At 65.9% G+C, this 21,695-nt stretch carries 21 protein-coding genes; 9 read left to right on the top strand and 12 right to left on the bottom strand.

Translation table 11 applies throughout. From position 1 onward, the window contains the following. Positions 1-91: 91 nt before the first annotated feature. Positions 92-337, top strand: coding sequence for a PilZ domain-containing protein (locus JQ566_RS14615; protein ID WP_018644993.1), 246 nt, complete (start codon positions 92-94; stop codon positions 335-337). 80 nt (positions 338-417) lie between these two features. Continuing rightward, positions 418-1,215 carry a tetratricopeptide repeat protein gene (locus JQ566_RS14610; protein ID WP_212372950.1) on the top strand — a complete coding sequence of 266 codons (798 nt, stop codon included), beginning with the start codon at positions 418-420 and terminating at the stop codon, positions 1,213-1,215. Positions 1,216-1,286: 71 nt separating this feature from the next. Here JQ566_RS14610 and JQ566_RS14605 read toward each other — a convergent pair whose 3' ends face one another. The 7 genes from JQ566_RS14605 to rsmI all read right to left on the bottom strand — a co-directional run bounded on the left by JQ566_RS14605 (position 1,287) and on the right by rsmI (position 8,397). Continuing rightward, positions 1,287-2,576: a CpaE/TadZ family protein gene (locus tag JQ566_RS14605; RefSeq protein ID WP_212372949.1), complete on the bottom strand. Its 1,290-nt coding sequence runs from the start codon at positions 2,574-2,576 to the stop codon at positions 1,287-1,289. After that, positions 2,573-3,304, bottom strand: coding sequence for a CpaD family pilus assembly protein (locus JQ566_RS14600; protein WP_212372948.1), 732 nt, complete (start codon positions 3,302-3,304; stop codon positions 2,573-2,575). Before JQ566_RS14600 ends, JQ566_RS14605 begins: the two co-directional genes overlap by 4 nt. Positions 3,305-3,356: 52 nt before the next feature. Continuing rightward, positions 3,357-4,874, bottom strand: a complete 1,518-nt coding sequence (locus tag JQ566_RS14595; RefSeq protein WP_212372947.1) for a type II and III secretion system protein family protein — start codon at positions 4,872-4,874, stop codon at positions 3,357-3,359. Positions 4,875-4,884: 10 nt separating this feature from the next. Further along, positions 4,885-5,706 carry a Flp pilus assembly protein CpaB gene (gene cpaB / locus JQ566_RS14590; RefSeq protein WP_212372945.1) on the bottom strand — a complete coding sequence of 274 codons (822 nt, stop codon included), beginning with the start codon at positions 5,704-5,706 and terminating at the stop codon, positions 4,885-4,887. A 361-nt stretch (positions 5,707-6,067) separates the two neighbouring features. Then, complete coding sequence (gene gshB / locus JQ566_RS14585; protein ID WP_212372943.1) at positions 6,068-7,012, bottom strand: glutathione synthase; 945 nt, start codon at positions 7,010-7,012, stop codon at positions 6,068-6,070. Between the two features lie 10 nt (positions 7,013-7,022). Continuing rightward, positions 7,023-7,424, bottom strand: coding sequence for a YraN family protein (locus JQ566_RS14580; RefSeq protein WP_100233271.1), 402 nt, complete (start codon positions 7,422-7,424; stop codon positions 7,023-7,025). Then, positions 7,411-8,397, bottom strand: coding sequence for a 16S rRNA (cytidine(1402)-2'-O)-methyltransferase (gene rsmI, locus JQ566_RS14575; protein ID WP_212372941.1), 987 nt, complete (start codon positions 8,395-8,397; stop codon positions 7,411-7,413). The genes JQ566_RS14580 and rsmI overlap by 14 nt, the downstream gene beginning before the upstream one ends. Before the next feature lie 340 nt (positions 8,398-8,737). Between rsmI and JQ566_RS14570 the strand changes: the two genes are divergently transcribed. Then, the gene (locus JQ566_RS14570; protein WP_212372940.1) at positions 8,738-9,970 is read left to right on the top strand and encodes a penicillin-binding protein activator; all 1,233 of its coding nucleotides are present in this window, start codon (positions 8,738-8,740) and stop codon (positions 9,968-9,970) included. 119 nt (positions 9,971-10,089) lie between these two features. Here the strand turns inward: JQ566_RS14570 and hemW are convergent, their stop codons facing one another. The 3 genes from hemW to rph are packed head-to-tail and all read right to left on the bottom strand — an operon-like array spanning position 10,090 to position 12,650. Then, a complete protein-coding gene (gene hemW, locus JQ566_RS14565; protein ID WP_212373101.1) occupies positions 10,090-11,274 on the bottom strand; it encodes a radical SAM family heme chaperone HemW in 1,185 nt (394 codons plus the stop codon). Positions 11,275-11,290: 16 nt separating this feature from the next. Further along, positions 11,291-11,926, bottom strand: coding sequence for an RdgB/HAM1 family non-canonical purine NTP pyrophosphatase (gene rdgB / locus JQ566_RS14560; protein WP_212372938.1), 636 nt, complete (start codon positions 11,924-11,926; stop codon positions 11,291-11,293). A 10-nt stretch (positions 11,927-11,936) separates the two neighbouring features. After that, positions 11,937-12,650 (bottom strand): ribonuclease PH, encoded by a 714-nt coding sequence (gene rph, locus JQ566_RS14555; protein ID WP_212372936.1) that lies wholly within the window; start codon positions 12,648-12,650, stop codon positions 11,937-11,939. Between the two features lie 168 nt (positions 12,651-12,818). Between rph and hrcA the strand changes: the two genes are divergently transcribed. Together hrcA and grpE are read left to right on the top strand one after the other, a co-directional pair. Next, the gene (gene hrcA, locus JQ566_RS14550) at positions 12,819-13,907 is read left to right on the top strand and encodes a heat-inducible transcriptional repressor HrcA (RefSeq protein ID WP_212372934.1); all 1,089 of its coding nucleotides are present in this window, start codon (positions 12,819-12,821) and stop codon (positions 13,905-13,907) included. Positions 13,908-14,002: 95 nt separating this feature from the next. Continuing rightward, entirely contained in the window at positions 14,003-14,620 is a 618-nt protein-coding gene (grpE, locus tag JQ566_RS14545) for a nucleotide exchange factor GrpE (RefSeq protein WP_212372932.1), read from the top strand. Between the two features lie 60 nt (positions 14,621-14,680). Here grpE and pncA read toward each other — a convergent pair whose 3' ends face one another. Together pncA and JQ566_RS14535 are read right to left on the bottom strand one after the other, a co-directional pair. Continuing rightward, on the bottom strand, positions 14,681-15,403 hold the full coding sequence (gene pncA / locus JQ566_RS14540; RefSeq protein ID WP_212372930.1) for a bifunctional nicotinamidase/pyrazinamidase: 723 nt from the start codon (positions 15,401-15,403) through the stop codon (positions 14,681-14,683). A 343-nt stretch (positions 15,404-15,746) separates the two neighbouring features. Further along, on the bottom strand, positions 15,747-16,688 hold the full coding sequence (locus tag JQ566_RS14535) for a hypothetical protein (protein WP_212372929.1): 942 nt from the start codon (positions 16,686-16,688) through the stop codon (positions 15,747-15,749). Positions 16,689-17,082: 394 nt separating this feature from the next. On the opposite strand from JQ566_RS14535, the gene dnaK reads away from it, so the two are divergent. The 4 genes from dnaK to JQ566_RS14515 all read left to right on the top strand — a co-directional run bounded on the left by dnaK (position 17,083) and on the right by JQ566_RS14515 (position 21,689). After that, positions 17,083-18,984, top strand: a complete 1,902-nt coding sequence (gene dnaK, locus JQ566_RS14530; protein WP_212372928.1) for a molecular chaperone DnaK — start codon at positions 17,083-17,085, stop codon at positions 18,982-18,984. Between the two features lie 244 nt (positions 18,985-19,228). Then, positions 19,229-20,365, top strand: coding sequence for a molecular chaperone DnaJ (dnaJ, locus tag JQ566_RS14525; protein ID WP_212372927.1), 1,137 nt, complete (start codon positions 19,229-19,231; stop codon positions 20,363-20,365). 88 nt (positions 20,366-20,453) lie between these two features. After that, entirely contained in the window at positions 20,454-21,053 is a 600-nt protein-coding gene (locus JQ566_RS14520; protein ID WP_100233284.1) for a class I SAM-dependent methyltransferase, read from the top strand. A gap of 57 nt (positions 21,054-21,110) precedes the next feature. Then, positions 21,111-21,689: an NADPH-dependent FMN reductase gene (locus JQ566_RS14515; protein ID WP_212372926.1), complete on the top strand. Its 579-nt coding sequence runs from the start codon at positions 21,111-21,113 to the stop codon at positions 21,687-21,689. The last annotated feature ends 6 nt before the right edge of the window (positions 21,690-21,695 follow it).

Genomic DNA, 21,695 nt, shown 5'->3' with positions numbered 1-21,695 from the left:
ATGCGGTCGGCTGTCCTCAGCACATCCCAACGAATGTCCGCTACTCCTGAAGCTGCGGGATGGGCCGTGGTCTAATGGGTGAACAATTCAAATGCTTGCAAATCGCCGGAGAAGCGAACGTCGGGTGTGCAGCCGGCTCGCCAAGATCCATTTTGGGGCGGGCTCGCTGCCGCGGGATTGCACGATCACGGATATTTCGGATGGCGGCGTGAAAGTGGTCGCGGAATTCCTGGAAGTGCCGCCGCAATTCACCATCATCTTCGCGCCCGACTATTCCCGCCAATGCCGCCTGCGCTGGCGCATCGGCTGCGAGTTCGGTGCCGAATTCGTCGACTGAACCTCAACAGGACCGCCTCCTTAACGGGACTTTAGCGTTAATCGGTAAGCATCTCTGATCAGTTGCCGAGTGATCAGAGTATGTCCAAGCGTTCGTTCCTCGCTTTTCCCCCGGCGAGATATCTGTGTTCCGCCGTTCTGATCCTTGCCCTCGGCGGCTGTCAGACCACCGGCATTGAGGACGTCACCGGTGCGCTCGGCGGCAAGCAGGAGTCCGTCGCCAAGGACGCCGCCAAGGCCGACATCAAGGCCGACGCCAGGCCGGAGATGGACGCGCTTCGCGAGCGTTATCGCGCCAAGCCCAGCGATCCCGCAATTGCTATCGAATATGGCAAGGCGCTGCGCACCAGCGGCCAGCGTGCGCAGGCGGTCGCGGTGCTCGAGCAGGCCGTGCTCGCCCATCCCGGCAACAAGGCGCTGCTCGCCGGCTATGGCCGCGCACTCGCCGACAACGGCAATTTCCAGCAGGCCTTCGACGTCCTCGGCCGCGCACATTCGCCCGAGGATCCCGATTGGCGCATCCTGTCGGCGCAGGGCGCGGCGCTCGATCAGCTCGGCCGCAACGAGGAGGCGCAGCAATATTACGCCGCGGCGTTGAAGATCGTGCCGAACGAGCCGACCGTGCTGTCCAATCTCGGACTGTCCTATGTGCTGCAAAACAATTTGTCGAAGGCCGAACAGGTGCTCGGCCGCGCTCATCAGCGCAATCAGAACGATGCGCGGGTCCGCGCCAATCTGGCGCTCGTGCTGGGATTGCAGGGTCGCGAGGCCGAGGCCGAAATCCTCGTGAAGGCAGATTTGCCGCCGGACCAGGCCGCGGCCAAGGTCGCGGCGCTGAGGCAGCTGCTGGCGAAGAAGCAGCAGCGGGCGGACAAGTAATCCGCCCTAGAGCATGATCTGGAAAAGTGTGAAGCGGTTTTCCGAAAAGATCATGCTCAAATAAGCTACGCTTACGACGCCTTGCGATGCGGGGCTGAGCCGCGCCCCGACCGGCCTTTCAGTTTCTTCAAGAGCGGCTCGAGCAGCGAGCGCTTCGGCTTCTTCACCTCGCCGCGGCCGGCGAGTCGGTTCGCCATGTTCTGGAACAGAAGGGTGGTGCGGTGGGTCTTGGAGACCTCCGCGATCATCTGGCCGTTGTTGGCCGCGGTCGAGAACAGTTTCGAATCGAACGGGATCACCGCGATCGGCTGGCTCTCCATGGTCTTGGCGAACGCCTTGACCTCGATCTCCGCGCGCTTGTGCATGCCGACCTGGTTGAGGCAGTACAGCGGCGGCCGGTCGTTCGGCCGCGCCGCCTTCAGCACGCTCAGCATGTTCTTGGTGTTGCGCAAGTTGGCGAGATCGGGCTCGGCCACGATCACGATGTCGTCGGCGTTCACCAGCGCGCGCCGCGTCCAGCCGGACCATTGATGGGGAACGTCGAGCACGATGCAGGGCGTGGTCATGCGCAGCGTGTCGAACACCGCATCGAAGGCCTCGGCACCGAAATCGTAGACGCGGTCGAGCGTGGCGGGCGCCGCCAGCAGGCTGAGGCGATCGGTGCATTTGGCGAGCAGGCGCTCCATCAGCGCCGTGTCCGGCCGGTCTTGCGACAGCACCGCATTGGCGATGCCCTGCACCGGATCCTGGTTGTAGTCGAGGCTCGCCGTGCCGAAGGCGAGGTCGAGATCGATCACGACGGAATCGAGCGAGAGGTCCCGGGCAATGGTCCAGGCCAGATTATGCGCGACGGTGGACGCGCCGACACCGCCCTTGGAGCCGACCACCGCGATGACGCGGCCGGTGATGATGGCCTCGGAGGCCGAAAACAGGCTGCAGATCGAGCGGACGACGTCGAGGGTTTCGACCGGTCCGACCACGTAGTCGTTGACGCCGCGGCGCACCAGCTCGCGATAGGGCGCGGTGTCGTTGGGGCTGCCGATCACGACCACGCGGGTGCCGGGATCGCAGACGCCGGCGAGGTCGTCCAGCCCCTCGAGGATGTCGCGCGTGCCGTCGGACTCGATGACGATCACGTTCGGCGTCGGCATCGATTCATAGGCCTCGATCGCTGCGGCGAGGCCACCGTCCTTGGCGGTGAGGTGGGCCTTGGCGAGCCGGCGATCCTGGCCCGCCGCGGTCACCGCCTTGAGCGTCTGCTCGGTCTCGCAAAAGGCCTGCACCGAAATGCGAGGAACCGGCGCGATGTGTTCCTCGGGGTGCCCTAGATCGTCCGCGTGTTCGTCGTGGATGCCTGTCATTTGCCGGTATCGCTGAGTTTGGCCTTGTCGGATTCAGACGAGGGCGTCGCGATCGGCGTGCCCTTGCGGTAACGCTCGAAGGCGATGTCGCGCCGTGCCGTATAGGCTGGCGTCTCGGCGCGCGGCTGCTCGAGGTCGGCCGGGTTGTCGATCATCGCCGCGAGATTGCGCTGGCTGGCGCAGCCCAGATTGAAATAGGGCCGGTTCTCGTTGTAGCCGGGGTCGAGGATGGTGGGGCCGACGTCTTCCGGCCATAGCCCGCAGGGGCCGGCGACGGCCGCGATCTTCGAATAGCTCAGGCGGATGGTGGGCAGCAGCCCGGGATCCTCGGGACGATAGGGATGCTGGACGATGGCACGCGACGGCACGCCGCCGGACGTGAGCGCGGAGCGGATTTCCTGATAGGTCGCAGCAGCCGCGCGCGAATTGGCGGTGTCGACCGGCACGTCGACGACGACGGAGCCGGTGCCTTCGCGCACCCAGTCCCGCGCGATGCCCGCGACGTCCGCATGCTGTGCGGCCGAGAGGCCGCCTCTTGCCTTGCCGACGAAGATCACGATCGACTTCTTGCCTTCCTGCACCGCGATCGGGTGGCGCTGGCGATAGTCGGTCGGCACCGTCTGGGTGACGATCTCGGTGGTGTTGCAGGCGCCGAGCACGACGGACAGCCCCGTCAGTGCCAGCGCGATCCGCAACTTGCGACGTCGATCGGCTCTCGTCTTCGTCATCGCCTGATCCCCTCTTGCCCCGTTTCTTGCCCCGGTCCCCAAACCGTTCGTTTCAGTCGATGATGAAGCCGAAATCACCGGGCGTGCCGCTGACCGGATCGACACGGCTCGCGATGCCGTAGAGGCGGTTGACCCGCCCGAGCAGCGCCCTCTGCGCGTCCGAGGCCGGCGCGAAGCCGTCGTCAGGCCGCGACAGTTCCTTCTGGGCAACCGCGCGCACCACATAGGGCGTCACGATCACCATCAGCTCGGTCTCGTTGTTGACGAAGTCCTGGCTGCGGAACAGCGCGCCGATGATCGGCACCTGGTCGACACCGGGCAGTCCGTTGATCGCCTGCTTGGTCTGCTGCTGGATCAGGCCGGCCATCGCCATCGAGCCGCCCGAGGGAATTTCCAGCGTCGTTTCGGCGCGGCGGGTCTGGATCGATGGAATGGTGATCGAGTTGTTCGCGAACTGGGACACGGCCTGCGTCAGCGTGATCGAGTTGGTGTTCGACAGCTCCGAGACCTCGGTCATCACGCGCAGGCTGATACGGCCTTCGCTGAGCACGACCGGCGTGAAGTTCAGCGAGATGCCGAACTTCTTGTAGGTGACCTGGGTGGTGCAGACGTGAGTGACCGGATCGCAGGCATAGCCCCCGGGAATCGGGAATTCGCCGCCGGCGACGAAAGTGGCGGATTCGCCCGAGATCGCGGTCAGGCTCGGTTCGGCCAGGGTACGCATGACACCGGCGCTCTCCATCGCCCGCATCGTGGCGTTGACGGTGGCGACGCCCTTGGCGAGCCCGGTGACGCCGAGCCCGTTGCTGCCGACGATCGGCCCGCCGGAGACCGAGAACGGATTTGAATTGTTGAAGTTCACCACCGCCGTGCCGGCATTCAGGCTGGCGCTGAGATCGACGCCGAGCTGCTTGACGATGTCGCGGCGGACCTCGCCGACCACGACCTTGAGCATGACCTGGTCGCGGCCGCGCACGACGATGTTGTTGACGACCTTGTCCGAGCCGCCGACCAGCTTTGCGGCGACGTCGCCGGCCTGCTGGGCCTCGACCGGGCTCGACACCGAGCCGGTCAGCATCACGCTGTCGCCGACGCCTTCGATCTGCACGCCGGGCAGGGACTGGCGCAGCGCTGCACGCATGCCGTTGAGGTCGCGCTTCACCGCGATGTCATAGGAGGCGACCTGCTGGCCGTCCGAGGCGAAGAACACGACGTTGGTCTGGCCGACCTGGCCGCCGATGATATAGGCGCGCTGGGCCGAGCGGATCACCGCATTGGCGATCTTGGGATCGGCCACCAGCACGTCCTTGACCTCGCGCGGCAGGTCGATGACGACGGACTTGCCGATGCCGAGCGACAGAAAGCGCGACCGCGCCGGTGCGATGGTCGCGACCGGCGACACGCTGAGATCCGACGCCTGCATCGGCGCCTGGTCGCCGACCGGCGCCTCCGCAGCAGCCACGGCTACGGGGGCCGCGAGCAGCCCCAGCATCAACATCGTCCCCGCCAAGAACGAGCGCGCGCGCTTCCCCCGAGTGCGCAGGCCCGTCCGATCACCCCCGTAGTTCATGCTGTCCCCATCACCTCTGTGACGTCAGTTGCCGTGCCTGGACGCCGTAACGGATCACGTTCACGCCGCCCGGGCGCCTGATCGCCTGGTCCTCGGGCGTGCCGTCGACTGCGTTGGCATCGACGATGCTGCGCAGCGCGAGTGTCAGAGTGCCGCCCTGGCGTGCGGCCGAAAGCGTGGCGACCTGGTCGGGCCTGAGCTCGAGCGTGACGGTCTTGCCGACCACCGCGTTCTGGCCCTCCTTTTCCTTCGGCGCCTGGTCGATCGCGAGCACGCGGATGTTGGTGAGAATGACCTCGGACAGGATGAGGTCGTTGCCGCCGGTCGGACCGTTGGTGTTGCCGCCGTCGGGATTCTTCAGGCGGCGGGTCAGGACGATGTCGACGCGGTCATTCGGAAGGATGAAGCCGCCGGCGCCGGTTTCGGCTGAAATCTCGGTGGAGACGGCGCGCATTCCGGACGGCAGGATCGCGGCCATGAAGCCGGAGCCTTCGGGCTTGACCAGCTTCTGCTCGCGGATCGGCTCGCCCTGCATCAACGGCACGCGCGCGATCGAGCCGGCGATCTGGGTCTGCGCTTCGGGCCTGCTGTCGCGGCGAATGAAGGCGCTGCTCGCGGTCGCCGCCGGCCAGGCCTGCCATTGCAGGTCGTCGGGCTTGACGGCTTGGCCGAGCTGGATGTCGTTCTTCGCGATGAGGACCTCGACCGTCGGCAGCTTCTCGGCGACGGGGAGGACGGGCGCGGGTGCATTCTGATAGCCGCTCGCCAGATACGCAGCGACGCCGCCGGCGCCGAGCGCGATGACGAGAACGACAATGCGTGCGGTATTCATACGCTTCTACTCTTACGCGGGGCACTCGAACCGCACCTGGCGTGTTCCCCCGCGTCGATGAGTAGGGAGTAAAAGTATAAGGGGTGTTGCAGGACCGAACGCGATGGCCGGCCGCGATGCTGGTTCTCGGCAGATGGTGAACGTCGCGTTATTGGGTCGGCCAACGGCTCCGTAGATTCACCTACGAGGGCACGTCCGTTCGCACGACGCGCGCGGCGTCATGGTGAATACGTCGTTAGCGCGCGATGTGGCCGCGAGCGTCGTCCGTAGCCCGGATGGAGCGCAAGCGTAGTCCGTGGTCGGTGCGAGTGGTAAGCGTCCCGGATTTCGCTAACGCTTCATCCGGGCTACGCGCAGAGCGCTACTTCTTCCGCTTGTGCTCGATCGCGTCCCAGATCTTCGCCGCGACGTCGGGGCCGCCGAGCCGCGAGATGGCGCGGATGCCGGTCGGTGAGGTGACGTTGATCTCGGTGAGGTTGCCGTTGATGACGTCGATGCCGACGAACAAGAGGCCGCGCTCGCGCAGCGCCGGGCCGACGGTGGCGCAGATCTCGCGCTCGCGCGGGGTGAGCTCGGTCTCCTGCGCCGCGCCGCCGCGCACCATGTTGGAGCGCAGGTCGTCGGCGGCCGGCACGCGGTTCACCGCACCGGCGAACTCGCCGTCGACCAGGATGATGCGCTTGTCGCCGTGCTTCACCTCGGGAATGAACTGCTGGATTACCCAGGGCTCCCTGAACGTCACCGAGAACATGTCGAACAGCGAGCCGAAATTCATGTCCTGTGGCATCACGCGGAACACCGCTGCGCCGCCATGGCCGTGCAGCGGCTTCATGACGACGGGGCCGTGCTTGTCGCGAAACGCGTTGATCTCATCCAGGTCGCGCGAGATCAGCGTCGGCGGCATCAGCTGCGGAAAATTCATCACGAACAGCTTTTCCGGCGCGTTGCGCACGGAGGCGGGATCGTTGACGACAAGCGTCTTCGGATGGATGCGCTCCAGGAAATGCGTCGAGGTGATGTAGGCGAGGTCGAATGGCGGGTCCTGGCGGAGCAGCACCACGTCAAAGCCGTTCAGCGCTTCGCGCTTGGACTCGCCCAAGGTGTAGTGGTTGCCGGGCTCGTCGCGCACGGTCAGGAGCTGAACCGGCGCGACCAGCTCTTCGCCGATCATCGAGAGCTTGTCGGGGGTGTAATAGGACAGGCCATGGCCGCGCTTCTGCGCTTCCAGAAGCAGCGCGAAGGTGGAATCGCCCTTGATGTTGATGCGGGCGATGGGGTCCATCTGGACGGCGACGTTCAGTTTCATGGTCTGCCTTTCAGGTCGAGGCGTCGAATGCCGCCAACACATGGCGCGGAAGCGAGCGCGGTGCAATCAGCATGGCGTCGAATCGCAATTCGAATTCGGCATGCTCGGGATGCGCTACGAGCCAGCCTTGCGCCGCGTCGATGATGCGCTGCTGCTGGCGCGGCGTCACGGCGAAGGCGGCGTCGTCCAGCGTCGCCCGCGCCTTGACCTCGACGAAGGCGATCAAATTGCGGCGACGCGCCACGATGTCGATCTCGCCATGCGGGGTGCGGTAGCGTTTGGCGAGGATACGGTAGCCCTTGGCCATCAGATAGGCCGCGGCGCGGCTCTCCGCGGAAATGCCGGTGCGGAACGCGGCGACGCGCTCGGGCGAGGCGACCTTCGGCTCCGCCGGGATCTCAGTCTTCGCCATCGCTGCCTCGCAGATCCTTGTGCAGGTTCTTGTGCAAGTTCTTGTGCAAGTTCTTGGCGAGCTCGAGCGCGCGGGCATAGACCTCGCGGCGCGGCCGGCCCGACAATGCGACCGCATGCGCCACGGCATCCTTGACGCTGTTGGCGGCAAGCTGCTCGCGCAAGAGACCGTCGAGCGCATCCGATGCCATCACGTCGGCGTCGGCGGCAGGCGGACCGATCACCAGAACGAATTCACCGCGCGTCTCCGGCGCGTCCGCTTGCCGCGCGAGCTCGGCAAGGGGAGCACGCCTGACCTCCTCGTGCAACTTGGTCAGCTCGCGGCAGACCGCGGCCTCTCGTTCACCCATGATCTCGCCGAGATCGGTCAAGGTGGCCTGCATGCGATTGCCCGATTCGAACATCACCAGCGTCGCGTCGATGCGCGCAAGCTCGGCCAGGCGTGCGCGGCGCGCCGCAGATTTCACCGGCAGGAAACCCTCGAAGAAGAAGCGGTCGGTCGGCAGCGCGGCGACCGACAGAGCTGCCAGCACCGAGGACGGGCCGGGCAGCGCATGCACCGGATGGCCCGCGGCGCAGACCTCGCGCACCAGCTTGAAGCCGGGGTCGGAGATCAATGGCGTGCCGGCGTCCGACACCAGCGCGACCGAGCCGCCTTGCGCCAGCGCGTGCAGAATCTTCGGGCGCGCCGCTTCCGCGTTGTGCTCGTGATAGGGCTTGAGCGTTGCTGCGATCGCATAGCGTTCGGTCAGGCGGCGCGTGATGCGGGTGTCCTCGCAGGCGATGACATCGACGCCGGCGAGCGTCTGAAGCGCCCGCAGGGTGATGTCGCCGAGATTGCCGATGGGTGTGGCCACCAGATAGAGGCCCGGTGCGGCCTTTGGCGCCGCGAGCCGATGGGCATCGATGGAGAAACCGCGCGAGGCGGCGTCTTGAGCTTCAGGCGTATTTATCGGGGCCGGCTTTGCGCGCATAATGAAGTCAACTTAGGCACGATCCGCAGGGCTGGGAACCGGCTGGCCGAAAAAGATCGCGCTTGAGGTGAGGGCGAGGAACGGACGGGAATGTGATCGATCCAGGATCACGTCGAGAGGGAATGAGGGCCCTCGCGCCATATTCACGACGGAAACGCCGCCTTGATGCTGAATGAGTGACGGCGAACAGCTGCCGGGACGGGACGGATGGCCGCGTTAAGCGGTTGTTATCCTTTTGTTTTGGTTAACTATTTGCCGACAATATGCCTGAATCCGCTGCTTGTGTCGCGGAAGGAATGTCATGACCGGCCGGCGACGGCCGGTCAGAAGAGAAGCTGCCATGGTGGGCCCGCGTCATCCAAAGTCTCCCGTTCCGGGGTCCCGATCGTCGGGGGCGACCCGCCGGAGTGCGCTCGGCCTGTTGCTCGGTGCGCCCGTGCTGTCGGCCTGCGCCGGTGTGCAGCAAAGCCTCAGCCAGTTCTCCAACCCGTTCTCGAGCTCCGCACCGCCGGCCCAGCCGGCAGGTCCCCAGCAACAGGCGACGACCGCCGGCACCGGCGGCGTGAAGGTCGGTCTGATCCTGCCGCTCTCGGCCGCCGGCAATGCGGGCCTCGCCGCGCAATCGATGCGCAACGCCGCCGAGATGGCGCTGGCCGAGTTCCAGAACCCGAACATCCAGCTCCTCATCAAGGACGACAATGGCAGCCCGCAAGGCGCGCAAGCCGGCGCGCAGCAGGCGGTCGACGAAGGCGCCGAGATCATCCTCGGGCCGCTGTTCGCGCAGTCGGTGCCGGCGGTGGCGCAGGTCGCGCGCACGCGCGGCATCTCCGTCATCGCCTTCTCGACCGATTCCAGCATCGCCGGCCGCGGCGTCTATCTGCTCTCGTTCCTGCCGGAGTCCGACGTCAACCGCATCGTCGAATATTCCGCGAGCATCGGAAAGCGCTCCGTGGCCGCGCTCGTGCCCGACAATGCCTATGGCAATGTCGTCGAGGCCGCGGTGAAGGCGGCCGTGCCGCGGCGTGGTGGGCGCATCGTTGCGTTCGAGAAATACGGCGCCGATCGCGCCACGCCGGCGCGCACCGTGGCGCAGCAGCTCGGCAGCGCGGATGCGCTGTTCATCGCCGATGACGGCGATGCCGTCGTGTCGGTGGCGGATGCGATGACGGCCGCGGGCGCGAACCTGCGCAACATCCAGCTGCTCGGCACCGGCTTGTGGGACAATCCGCGCGTCTATGCCAGCGCGAACTTGCAAGGCGGTCTCTACGCCGCGCCCGATCCGGCCGGCTTCCGCGCCTTCTCCGGCCGCTACCGCACCAAATATGGCGGCGAGCCGGTGCGAACCGCCACGCTCGCCTATGACGCGGTCGCCCTCGTCGCCGCGCTCGCGCGCACCCAAGGCACCACGCGCTTCTCCTCCGATGTGCTCACCAACCCTTCCGGCTTCGCCGGTATCGACGGCCTGTTCCGATTCCGCGCCGACGGCACGAACGAGCGTGGGCTTGCAGTGATGAAGGTGACGCAGGGTGGCGGCGTTGCAGTCGCGGGCTCGCCGAAGAGTTTTGGGGCGTAGTTCGGGACGACGGTGCCGTAGGGTGGGCAAAGGCGCGCTTCGCGCCGTGCCCACCATCTGTCCGCAAACGCTGTGAGAATGGTGGGCACGCTTCGCTTTGCCCACCCTACGAGAGCTCGCTACGCCGCGAGATCCGCAACCACCGCATCCAGCACCGGGAATCCGCTGCTGGTCACGCGCAGACGTCCCGTCGCGTCCACCGTGATCGCGCCTTCCTCGCGCAGCAGCGCGATGCGGCGGGGGTCGAGCGGGCGGCCGGCGAGGGCCTTGTAACGCTCGGGATCGATGCCTTCGGCGAGACGCAATCCCATCAGCAGGAATTCGTCGGCGCGCTCCTCGCTGTTGAGGAGATCGTCGGTGACTACGCCGTCGCCGTTGGTCTCGACCCGCATCAGCCAGGCCTCGGGACGCTTCTCGGTGGCGGTGGCATGGCGCACGCCGCCGATGTCGAGGCGGCCATGCGCGCCGGGGCCGATGCCGGCATATTCCTCGCCGCGCCAGTACACCAGATTGTGCCGGCACTCCGCGCCGCGCCGCGCGTGATTGGAGATCTCGTAAGCGGGCAGGCCGAGCTTGTCGCAGGTCTCCTGCGTGACGTCGTAGAGCGCGCGCGCGACGGCTTCGTCCGGCGTCTTCAATTTGCCGGCCCGGTGCAGGCCGAAGAACGGCGTGCCTTCCTCGATCGTCAATTGATAGAGCGACAGATGCTCGGCCGCTTCATCGATCGCGTGCCGCAGTTCGTCGGCCCACATCGCCGGCGTCTGGTCGGGGCGGGCGTAGATCAGGTCGAACGAATAGCGGTCGAACGAGCGGCGTGCGATGGCGACGGCATCGAGCGCCTCGCGCGCGCTGTGCATGCGGCCGAGCACCTTCAACGAGGCGTCATCGAGTGCCTGCACGCCGAGCGAGACGCGGTTGACGCCGGCTGAGCGATAGCCGGCAAAGCGCGTGGCCTCGACGCTGGTCGGATTCGCTTCCAGCGTGACCTCGACGTCGCCGGCGACGGTCCAGTGCTTGCTGATCGCATCGAGCACCGCGCCGACGGTTGCAGGCTGCATCAATGATGGCGTGCCGCCGCCCAGGAAAATCGAGGTGACTTCACGTCCGGGCGCGCGCTCGGCGGTCGTTGCGATCTCACGCGCGAAGGCGGAGGCGAAGCGCGCCTCGTCGATCGCGGCGTGGCGGACATGGCTGTTGAAGTCGCAATAGGGACACTTCGACAGGCAGAACGGCCAGTGCACGTAGACGCCAAAGGCTTCGGATTCCTGTTTTGACGCGTTTTCCTGGCGCGAACCGGTATCCACTTCGCTCGAAAACGCTCTAGCGCGGCTCAAGGCAGATCTCCGCCAGTTTCACGAAGGCGCGGGCGCGATGCGACAGGCCGAGGCCGAGCGGTGGCAGGCCGTGCTTCTCGATGCTTTCCATCTCGCCGAAGGTACGGCTGTGGCCATCGGGCAGGAACATCGGGTCGTAGCCGAAACCTGCAGTGCCGCGCGGCGGCCAGACCAGCGTGCCGTCGACGCGCGCCTCGACCTGTTCGAGATGAGCGTCGGGCCAGGCAACGCAGAGCGCGGAGACGAAATGCGCTCTTCGGCGGTCGGCTGAGGTCGCGCCGCGCTCCTGCAACAGCCGCTCGATCTGGGCCATCGCGGCGTTGAAATCCTTGGTCGGGCCGGCCCAGCGCGCGCTGTAAATGCCGGGCGCGCCGTCGAGCGCGTCGACCACGATGCCGGAATCATCGGCGAAGGACGGAAGCTTCGTCGCCTTTGCGGCCGCGATCGCCTTGATCGCGGCGTTGCTGCGGAAATCGTTGCCGGTCTCGTCCGGCTCGTCCAGGCCGAGCTCACCGGCCGACACCGCCTCGATCCCGTACGGCGCAAGCAACTCCTTCATCTCGGCGAGCTTGCCGGGATTGTGGGTGGCGACGACGAGCCTGTCCGTGATTCGGCGGTGCATGGCCTATTGACTACGCCACAGCCAGTTTCTGCAAGTCCACCAGACGCGCGACGCCCCTGCGGGCCAGCGCCATCAGCGCCAGGAACTCGGCGTCCGTGAACGGCTCGCGTTCCGCGGTGCCCTGCACCTCGATGATGCGGCCATCGCCGGTCATGACGAAATTGGCATCGGTCTCAGCCTCGGAATCCTCGGCATAGTCGAGATCGAGCACCGGCGTGCCGTTGTAGATGCCGCAGGAGATCGCGGCGACGTTGTCGCGCAGCACGTTGGCCTTGACCATGTTGCGTGCCTTCATCCAGTTGACGCAATCGGCGAGCGCGACCCAGGCGCCGGTGATCGAGGCCGTGCGCGTGCCGCCGTCGGCCTGGAGCACGTCGCAATCGACCGTGATCTGGCGTTCGCCGAGCGCTTCGAGATTGATGATGGTGCGAAGCGAGCGGCCGATCAGGCGCTGGATCTCGACGGTGCGGCCGCTCTGCTTTCCGGCGGAGGCCTCGCGGCGGGTCCGTTCCGAGGTCGCGCGTGGCAGCATGCCGTATTCGGCGGTGACCCAGCCGCGACCCTGGCCCTTCAGCCACGGCGGCAGGCGGTCCTCGAGCGTGGCGGTGACCAGCACGTGGGTGTCGCCGAATTTCACCAGGCACGAGCCTTCCGCATATTTGACCACGCCGCGCTCCAGCGTCACGGGGCGCAATTCGTCGGGCGCACGGCGGCTTGGCCGCATGGGAAATCCTCCAAAACTCACGGGAAAAGGCTGTTCGCGGTGCTTGTAGGTGGGGCAGGGGTGGGCGGCAAGGTTTTTTCACCCCCTGATGCCGAGGCTGCAAACGCCACGCTTGTCAGAAGCCCCCCGGATGGACAAATTATGAGCATCTGAGAGGAGTTACCGTCTGTGGCCCATCACGATCCGATCCATCTGATCGCGCCGCGCGCAGGCCTTGCCCAGCTCAACGAGCGTTCCCGCGACATCTTTCGTCAAATTGTCGAAAGCTATCTCGCGACCGGCGAGCCGGTGGGCTCGCGCAATATCTCGCGCCTGATCACGATGCCGCTGTCGCCGGCCTCGGTCCGCAACGTCATGGCGGATCTGGAACAGCTCGGCCTGATCTATGCCCCGCACACCTCGGCGGGCCGGCTGCCGACGGAACTCGGGCTGCGCTTCTTCGTCGATGCCCTGATGCAGGTCGGCGACCTCAACGAGGCCGAGCGGCAGTCGATCCAGGGCCAGCTCTCCTCCGTCGGCGAGGCGCAGTCGGTCGAGGCGGCACTGGACCAGGCCTTGATGCGGCTCTCCGGTCTCACCCGGGCCGCCGCTGTCGTGTTGACGCCGAAATCCAATGCGCGGCTGAAGCACATCGAATTCGTCCGGCTGGAACCCGAGAAGGCGCTGGTGATCCTGGTCGGCGAGGACGGCCAGGTCGAAAACCGCGTGCTGGCGCTGCCGCCCGGAGTTCCCTCCTCGGCGCTCACCGAGGCCGGCAATTTCCTCAATGCCCGGATCCGCGGCCGCACCCTGTCCGAGGCGCGGCTCGAGCTCGAGACCGCGCTCGCCGAGGCCCGTGCCGAGCTCGATCAGCTCACGCAGAAGGTGATCTCGGCCGGCATCGCCAGCTGGTCCGGCGGCGAGAGCGAGGACCGCCAGCTCATCGTTCGCGGCCATGCCAATCTGCTCGAAGATCTGCACGCACTGGAGGATCTTGAGCGCGTGCGCCTGTTGTTCGACGATCTTGAGACCAAGCGCGGCGTGATCGACCTGCTCGGCCGGGCCGAAACCGCCGAGGGCGTGCGCATCTTCATCGGCAGCGAGAACAAGCTGTTTTCGCTGTCGGGGTCCTCCACCATCATCGCGCCCTATCGGGATGCCGCCGGCCACATCGTCGGCGTTCTCGGCGTGATCGGCCCGACGCGGCTGAATTATGCCCGCGTGATCCCGACCGTGGACTACGCCGCCCGCATCGTCAGCCGCCTGTTGGGGGGCTGACCGGCGTTTCCGCCGATCACGGGCGCTTGATTTTCGTGGGCGTAGGCACGATATCCGGGCCAACAATCCCTGAAACGAGTTCGAGATCAGAGCCGATGACCGAGCAAGACCGGCAACCTCAAGACACGACTGCAGCGACCGCCGAGCCCGTGGTGTCGAAACCCTACATCATGCCCGACGATCCCGAGCCCGGTTCGGTCGAGACGTTGCAGAAGGAAGCCGCCGAAGCGCGCGACCGCATGTTGCGGACGCTGGCCGAGATGGAGAATTTGCGCAAGCGCACCACCAAGGAGGTCGCTGACGCCCGCCTCTACGGCATCACCGGCTTTGCCCGCGACGTGCTCGACATCGCCGACAATCTCCAGCGCGCGCTCGATGCCGTTCCGGCCGAGGCGCGTGCCGCGGCCGATCCCGGCCTGATCTCGCTGATCGAGGGTGTCGAGCTCACCGAGCGCTCGCTGCTCAACGCGCTGGAAAAGCACGGCGTGAAGAAGTTCGACCCCTCGGGCCAGAAGTTCGACCCGCACTTCCAGCAGGCGATGTTCGAAGTGCCCGATGCGTCGGTGCCGTCGGGCACCGTGGTGCAGGTCGTGCAGGCCGGCTACACCATCGGCGAGCGCGTGCTGCGCCCGGCCTTGGTCGGTGTCGCCAAGGGCGGCGCGAAGGCGGCGCCGGCGGCGAACAACAATGAGTCGAGCGGGGCGGCGAACTGAGTTTTGATGTCATTCCGGGTTCGGCTCTTCGAGCCGCCCCGGAATGATTGCGCGAAACGCCTACGCGCCCACCGCGATATCCGCGGACTGAATCCGCTTCACGCCCGCCTTGGCCATGTCGGCCCAGGCCTTTGCCAGCGAGCCCTGGGTATCGATACCGCGGCAGGCGTCTTCCACCACATAGACCTCGAAGCCCGCCTTGCGCGCGTCGAGCGCGGTCCAGGCGACGCAGAAATCCGTCGCGAGACCAGCGACGAAGACGCGCTTGATCTTGCGGCCCTTCAGGTAGCCGGCAAGCCCCGTCGAGGTCTTGCCGTCGGCTTCGAGGAAGGCCGAATAGCTGTCGACGTCCTTGTGAAAACCCTTGCGGATGATGAGCTCGGCATGCGGGATCGCAAGGTCCTTCGACAGCGCGGCGCCGTCGGTGCCCTGCACGCAATGGTCCGGCCACAGCACCTGCTTGCCATAGGGCAGGTCGATGGTCTCGAACGGCTTCCTGCCGGAGTGCACTGACGCAAACGAAACGTGGCCTTGCGTGTGCCAGTCCTGCGTCATCACCACGTTGGAAAACGCTTTCGCGATTCTGTTGATGACGGGCACCACCTGCTCGCCCTCTTTCACCGCGAGGCTGCCGCCGGGCAGGAAGCAGTTCTGCACGTCGATCACGAGCAGCGCGGATGCATCGTCCGGCTTGATCGATGCGGCCGCGAACAGCGCGGTTGGCGCCAGCGTCGCAAGCGCCGTCGTTCCAAGCATTGCCAAGACTTGTCGCCGATCCAGCATCGTTCGCCTCCCCTAAAGATGATCCAACGGGAGGGAAGCCTAGTTCCGTTCGTATACGAACAGAAGCCCGAAAATGCGGCCGGTATTGGTGAGGGGTTGGGCTCGCCGCCCCAAACTCGCTGTCGTCCCGGACAAGCGCAGCTCTTGACAACGCGTAGCGTTGTCCAGGGCGGAGCGCTGATCCGGGACCTCCGCGCGAGCGCTTGCGCTCGTCGCGATACCCCCAGGGAGATGTTTGGCGAAGACTCTTCGTTGGTACTGCGACCGACCAAAACTGCGAGATCACGCGGTATGGATCCCCGCGTTCGCGGGGATGACACCGAGTGTGCCGGACCGCCTTCGCCTACCCCTTCGGCTGAATCCCGTCGCGCACGGCGCGGAAGCGGGTGAAGGCGGCTTGCCATTTGTCGCGCGGGGCGCTGGCGATGATGCGCAATGATGCGCCGCCGGTCGAGAAGCGGATCCACTGCACCACGGTCACAGGGACCTTGTCCTTGCCGCTGACGCCGTCGATCCGGGTCTCGAAACCCTGCTGGCCGTTGATGCGGATCGGCTCGGACATGGTGATGCGCGACTCGCGCATGCCGGGAATCTGGAGCGCCGCCTCCCGGGCGAAGCGGGCGCGGTCGTCGGCGGCTTGCGGGGTGGCGCCGATCAGGCCGAGGATCATGAACGGCCTCGACTCGTAGCCCGTGCTCTCGTCGCCGTCGGCCAGGATGATGCTGGAGCCCGGCGCCAGGGTCCGGATGTCCTTGAAGTCGGCGAGATCCGTGATCTTGAACGGCATCAGCGCGATCTGCTCTTCGGCCGAGACCTGCCTGCGCGTGGTGGCGCTCGCAAACATCTGCCGCACCGCTTCATCCGTGTAGATCTTGGTCGCATTCTCCGGGATCTGCACCGCGACATAGCCGGAGAAGCCGGCGCCGGGCACGATCATCGAATAGCGCTTCACCGGGGTATCGCCGGCCTTGCCGCTTTCGGTGGTGAAATAGGCAAGGCCAGCTGGGGTCTCGATCTTGTCCTGCTTGACGCCGCTCGTGCCGGCCGGATTGGAATTGAAGGCGCTCGCGACCTCGCCATAGGCCGCCGGCGGCAGCTCGGTGATCAGCACCTTGACGCTGCCGTCCTCGCTCTCGAAGCCCGGAAAGGTCTTGGCCGTGCTGAGGCCGATCAACGGCACCATGCCGAGACGCAAGCCAGGTGGGAAAACGGCGTCGGCGGCGAGGGCCGGAAACGCGGAGGCGGCGAGGAGGGCGAGCGCGGCGAGGGGGCGGATCAGCTTCATGGGCACTCTGATTGGTTCACATTGAGGCCGTTCGATGGTCGGCCACCGGGCCGCTTTGTCGCGCGGAGCAGCTGCGCTGGATGTCCGGCCGGTCCGCCTTTTAGCGGGTTTGGCCTTGCCGCAACAGGGCGGGGCCGGTTGCGGTCGCGGGGGCTTGCCGAAGCCCGAACCTGTTAATAATTCCTCACCCGCAAGTGCGGTGGAGCCCGGACATGATCTTCCAAAACCCAATGTTTTCGCGGCAGAAACGTAGCTTCGGTCCTTGCGGGCCCCTCCCCCCCTCCTATATGAGCCTCAATCATCGCAATATCGCGGATGTTTGATCTTAGGGGGTTTCGGTTCGGGTGCCTTCTGGGCCCAGCCAACCTGCCGCAAAAAGAAGGATATCAGGACCATGGGAAAGGTCATTGGGATCGACCTCGGCACCACGAACTCGTGCGTCGCCGTGATGGATGGCAAGAACGCCAAAGTCATCGAGAATTCCGAAGGCATGCGCACGACGCCTTCGATCGTCGCCGTCACGGATGACGGTGAGCGCCTTGTCGGCCAGCCGGCCAAGCGCCAGGCCGTCACCAATCCCGAGCGCACCTTCTTCGCAGTGAAGCGCCTCATCGGCCGCCGCTACGACGACCCGATGGTCGAGAAGGACAAGAAGCTCGTCCCGTACAAGATCGTGAAGGCTTCCAACGGCGACGCCTGGGTCGAGGCCGACGGCCAGACCTACTCGCCCTCGCAGGTCTCGGCGTTCATCTTGCAGAAGATGAAGGAGACCGCGGAAGCCCATCTCGGCCAGAAGGTCGACCAGGCCGTCATCACCGTTCCCGCCTACTTCAACGACGCCCAGCGCCAGGCGACCAAGGACGCCGGCAAGATCGCGGGCCTCGAAGTGCTGCGCATCATCAACGAGCCGACCGCGGCCGCGCTCGCCTATGGCCTCGACAAGACCAAGGCCGGCACCATCGCGGTGTACGACCTCGGCGGCGGCACGTTCGATATCTCCATTCTCGAGATCGGCGACGGCGTGTTCGAGGTGAAGTCGACCAACGGCGACACCTTCCTCGGCGGCGAAGATTTCGACATGCGCCTGGTCGGCTATCTCGCCGACGAGTTCCAGAAGGAGCAGGGCATCAACCTGCGCAACGACAAGCTCGCCCTGCAGCGTCTGAAGGAAGCCGCTGAAAAGGCCAAGATCGAGCTGTCCTCGACGACGCAGACCGAGATCAACCTGCCCTTCATCACCGCGGACCAGACCGGCCCGAAGCATCTGACGATGAAGCTCACCCGCGCCAAGTTCGAGGCGCTGGTCGACGACCTCATCCAGAAGACCGTCGAGCCCTGCCGCAAGGCGCTGAAGGATGCCGGCGTCACCGCCGGTGAGATCGGCGAAGTCGTGCTGGTCGGCGGCATGTCGCGCATGCCGAAGGTCCAGGAAGTCGTGAAGCAGCTGTTCGGCAAGGAGCCGCACAAGGGCGTCAACCCGGACGAAGTCGTGGCGATCGGTGCCGCGATCCAGGCCGGCGTGCTCCAGGGCGACGTCAAGGACGTGCTGCTGCTCGACGTGACCCCGCTGTCGCTGGGCATCGAGACGCTGGGCGGCGTGTTCACCCGCATCATCGACCGCAACACCACGATCCCGACCAAGAAGAGCCAGGTGTTCTCGACGGCTGAAGACAATCAGAATGCCGTCACCATCCGCGTCTTCCAGGGCGAGCGTGAAATGGCGGCCGACAACAAGATGCTCGGCCAGTTCGACCTGATGGGCATTCCGCCGGCTCCGCGCGGCATGCCGCAGATCGAGGTGACCTTCGACATCGACGCCAACGGCATCGTCAACGTCTCGGCCAAGGACAAGGCGACCGGCAAGGAGCAGCAGATCCGCATCCAGGCCTCCGGTGGTCTGTCGGAAGCCGACATCGACAAGATGGTCAAGGACGCCGAGGCCAATGCCGCGGCCGACAAGCAGCGCCGCGAGGCGGTCGACGCCAAGAACCATGCCGACGCGCTGGTGCATTCCACCGAGAAGGCGCTGGCCGAGCACGGTTCGAAGGTCGCCGAGACCGAGCGCCGTGCCATCGAGGATGCCGTCAGCGACCTCAAGGAAGCGCTGAAGGGCGACGATGCCGAGGCGATCAAGGCCAAGACCAACACTTTGGCCCAGGCTTCGATGAAGCTCGGCGAGGCCATGTACAAGCAGCAGGCCGAGGCCGACGCCAAGAAGGACGCGGCCAAGGACGACGTCGTCGACGCGGAATTCACCGAAGTCGACGACGACAAGAACAACAAGAAGTCTGCATAAGCCCGAGAGGGTCACGATGCGGACGGCTTGGACCCCACACGCACTACCGGCCTCCTCCTTCGCGGGGGAGGCCGCCGTGTCGGGACGGACGGGCGGTTCGCCCGTTACGATCGATCAATTCCCTATCGTTATGCTGAACGCCGCCACGCTGCCCTCTGCCGCCACGCAGAAGGCTGCCTATATCGTCGTGTGGCGACGTCGTTTCGCTCCGACTTGAATCGCGATTGGATAGACCGAGTCCCACATGTCCACGTCCACCAAGCGCTGCTATTACGAAACCCTCGAAGTCGAGCGCGATGCCGACGAATCCGTCCTGAAATCGTCGTTCCGCAAGCTGGCGATGAAGTTCCACCCGGACCGCAATCCCGGGGATGACACCAGCGAAGTCAAATTCAAGGAAATCAACGAGGCCTACGAGGTCCTGAAGGACAAGGACAAGCGCGCCGCCTATGACCGTTACGGCCACGCCGCGTTCGAGCAGGGCGGCGGCTTTGGCGGCGGCGCCGGCTTCGGCGCGGGGTTCGCCTCCTCCTTCTCCGACATTTTCGAAGACCTGTTCGGCATGGCCGGACAGCGCGGCCGCGGCGGCCGCGAGCGCGGGGCCGATCTGCGCTACAACATGGAAATCACCCTCGAGGAAGCCTTTGGCGGCAAGACCGCGCAGATCGAGATTCCGGTCTCGGTGACCTGCGAGGCTTGTTCGGGCATCGGCGCCAAGGCCGGTACCAAGCCGAAGACCTGCTCGACCTGCGGCGGCGCCGGCCGTGTGCGGCAGTCGCAGGGCTTCTTCACGCTCGAGCGCACCTGTCCCGGCTGCCAGGGCCGCGGCCAGATGATCGAGGACGCTTGCCCGTCCTGCGCGGGCCAGGGCCGGGTCACCCGCGAGCGCACGCTGTCGGTCAACATTCCGCAAGGCGTCGAGGATGGCACGCGAATCAGGCTCGCCGGCGAGGGCGAGGCCGGGGTCCGCGGTGGTCCGCCCGGCGACCTCTACATCTTCCTGTCGCTGGCCCAGCACCAGTTCTTCCAGCGCGACGGCGCCGATCTGCATTGCCGCGCGCCGATCTCGATGGTGACGGCCGCGCTCGGCGGCGAATTCGAGGTGCCGACCATCGACAAGGGCAAGGCCAAGGTGAAGGTGCCGGCCGGAACGCAATCGGGCCGCCGATTCCGCATTGCATCAAAAGGCATGCCGGTGCTGCGGTCGCGCCAGATGGGCGACATGTACGTTCAGGTCGTGGTCGAGACCCCGCAGAACCTCACCAAGAAGCAGCAGGAGTTGCTGGCCGAGTTCGAAAAACTCTCCTCCGGCAACACTCAGCCGGAATCCGAGGGTTTCTTCGCCAAGGTCAAGGATTTCTTCGGTAATCGGGCGAACTGACTCGTCTTGACCGTGCCGCCTTCGGCCTATACGTCTTTATGACCATTTTCTGACACGCCGCGGTCCCGCGGTCCCGTCCGGTCCCGACATGCCATTGCCATCGTCCGCGCGTGCGTTGAAGAAGCCTCGTCTCGATGACGAGGTGCGCTTTCTCAGGTCGTGGATCGAAAAGCCGCTGCACATGGGCGCGGTGATGCCGTCAGGCAAGCTGCTGGCGCGGACCATGGCTCACTATGTTGATCCCGATTCCGACGCGCCGGTGGTGGAGCTCGGGCCCGGTACCGGCGCGATCACCTCGGCGCTGATCGAGCGCGGTGTCGACCAGAAGCGTCTCGTGCTCGTCGAATACAATCCCGGCTTCTGCGCGCTGCTGCGCGACCGCTACCCGCAGGCGAAGGTGGTGCAGGGCGATGCCTATCGCCTGCGCGACACGCTCTGGAATGTCTTGAGCGCGCCGGCTGGCGCGGTCGTCTCGGGCCTGCCGCTCGTCACAAAACCGATGCTGACGCGGCTGCGGCTCATCCGTGACGCCTTCACCGCGCTCGCGCCCGGTGCGCCCTTCATCCAGTTCACCTATGCGGTGGTGCCGCCGATCCCGAAATCGCTGCCCGGCGTGTCCACAGAGGCTTCGGAACGGATCTGGATGAACCTTCCGCCGGCCCGCGTCTGGGTGTATCGCAAGGACTAATTCCGCCGGCTCCTCTTTTTGCGCGGCGGGCTTGTTTCGCCGAGCGCATGGGATCGGATGTCCGCACCCAAAATCCTGATCATTCCCGGTTCGCTGCGCACCGGCTCGCATAATGCGAAGCTGGCGGCGCTGGCTGCCTACGAATTCGCTCAGGCCGGCGTCGACGTCACCCGCATCTCGCTCGCCGATTTTCCGCTGCCGATCTACGACGGCGATCTCCAGGCCAAGTCCGGCGTGCCCAAGCACGCCATCAATCTCAAGCGCATGATCGGCGCCCATCACGGTGTCCTCATCGTCTCGCCCGAATACAACGCCTCGGTGCCGCCGCTCCTCAAGAACGCGATCGACTGGGTCAGCCGTGTGCACGAGCTGCACGAGGCGCGCGGCGAGGTGTTCCGCAACCGCGTCTTCGCGCTCGCCGGCGCCTCGCAGAGCCGGCTTGGCGCCGCCCGCGCGCTCCAGGCCTTGCGGCTGATCCTGACCTCCTGCCACGCCAATGTGATTGCCAGCCAGCTCACGCTCGCCTTTGCCGACCAGGCCTATGACGATATGGACAGGCTCAAGAACGAGGGCGATATCGCCGCGTTGAAGGAGCTGGTCGCGCAGTTGATCGACATTTCCCAACGCATGATGTGAGGTGAC

This window comes from Bradyrhizobium sp. SZCCT0231, from assembly GCF_018130245.1.
Lineage (GTDB): Bacteria > Pseudomonadota > Alphaproteobacteria > Rhizobiales > Xanthobacteraceae > Bradyrhizobium > Bradyrhizobium japonicum_F.
Note: the sequence above shows the minus strand (reverse complement) of the source record. Positions and strands in the feature narration are given on the sequence as shown.

What these genes read in the sequence shown, in the direction of transcription:
- JQ566_RS14615 (WP_018644993.1), top strand. Translation starts at nt 92, where the DNA reads ATGCTTGCAAATCGCCGGAGAAGCGAACGTCGGGTGTGCAGCCGGCTC.
- JQ566_RS14610 (WP_212372950.1), top strand. Translation starts at nt 418, where the DNA reads ATGTCCAAGCGTTCGTTCCTCGCTTTTCCCCCGGCGAGATATCTGTGT.
- JQ566_RS14605 (WP_212372949.1), bottom strand. Translation starts at nt 2,576, where the DNA reads ATGACAGGCATCCACGACGAACACGCGGACGATCTAGGGCACCCCGAG.
- JQ566_RS14600 (WP_212372948.1), bottom strand. Translation starts at nt 3,304, where the DNA reads ATGACGAAGACGAGAGCCGATCGACGTCGCAAGTTGCGGATCGCGCTG.
- JQ566_RS14595 (WP_212372947.1), bottom strand. Translation starts at nt 4,874, where the DNA reads ATGAACTACGGGGGTGATCGGACGGGCCTGCGCACTCGGGGGAAGCGC.
- cpaB (WP_212372945.1), bottom strand. Translation starts at nt 5,706, where the DNA reads ATGAATACCGCACGCATTGTCGTTCTCGTCATCGCGCTCGGCGCCGGC.
- gshB (WP_212372943.1), bottom strand. Translation starts at nt 7,012, where the DNA reads ATGAAACTGAACGTCGCCGTCCAGATGGACCCCATCGCCCGCATCAAC.
- JQ566_RS14580 (WP_100233271.1), bottom strand. Translation starts at nt 7,424, where the DNA reads ATGGCGAAGACTGAGATCCCGGCGGAGCCGAAGGTCGCCTCGCCCGAG.
- rsmI (WP_212372941.1), bottom strand. Translation starts at nt 8,397, where the DNA reads ATGCGCGCAAAGCCGGCCCCGATAAATACGCCTGAAGCTCAAGACGCC.
- JQ566_RS14570 (WP_212372940.1), top strand. Translation starts at nt 8,738, where the DNA reads ATGGTGGGCCCGCGTCATCCAAAGTCTCCCGTTCCGGGGTCCCGATCG.
- rdgB (WP_212372938.1), bottom strand. Translation starts at nt 11,926, where the DNA reads ATGCACCGCCGAATCACGGACAGGCTCGTCGTCGCCACCCACAATCCC.
- rph (WP_212372936.1), bottom strand. Translation starts at nt 12,650, where the DNA reads ATGCGGCCAAGCCGCCGTGCGCCCGACGAATTGCGCCCCGTGACGCTG.
- grpE (WP_212372932.1), top strand. Translation starts at nt 14,003, where the DNA reads ATGACCGAGCAAGACCGGCAACCTCAAGACACGACTGCAGCGACCGCC.
- pncA (WP_212372930.1), bottom strand. Translation starts at nt 15,403, where the DNA reads ATGCTGGATCGGCGACAAGTCTTGGCAATGCTTGGAACGACGGCGCTT.
- JQ566_RS14535 (WP_212372929.1), bottom strand. Translation starts at nt 16,688, where the DNA reads ATGAAGCTGATCCGCCCCCTCGCCGCGCTCGCCCTCCTCGCCGCCTCC.
- dnaK (WP_212372928.1), top strand. Translation starts at nt 17,083, where the DNA reads ATGGGAAAGGTCATTGGGATCGACCTCGGCACCACGAACTCGTGCGTC.
- dnaJ (WP_212372927.1), top strand. Translation starts at nt 19,229, where the DNA reads ATGTCCACGTCCACCAAGCGCTGCTATTACGAAACCCTCGAAGTCGAG.
- JQ566_RS14520 (WP_100233284.1), top strand. Translation starts at nt 20,454, where the DNA reads ATGCCATTGCCATCGTCCGCGCGTGCGTTGAAGAAGCCTCGTCTCGAT.
- JQ566_RS14515 (WP_212372926.1), top strand. Translation starts at nt 21,111, where the DNA reads ATGTCCGCACCCAAAATCCTGATCATTCCCGGTTCGCTGCGCACCGGC.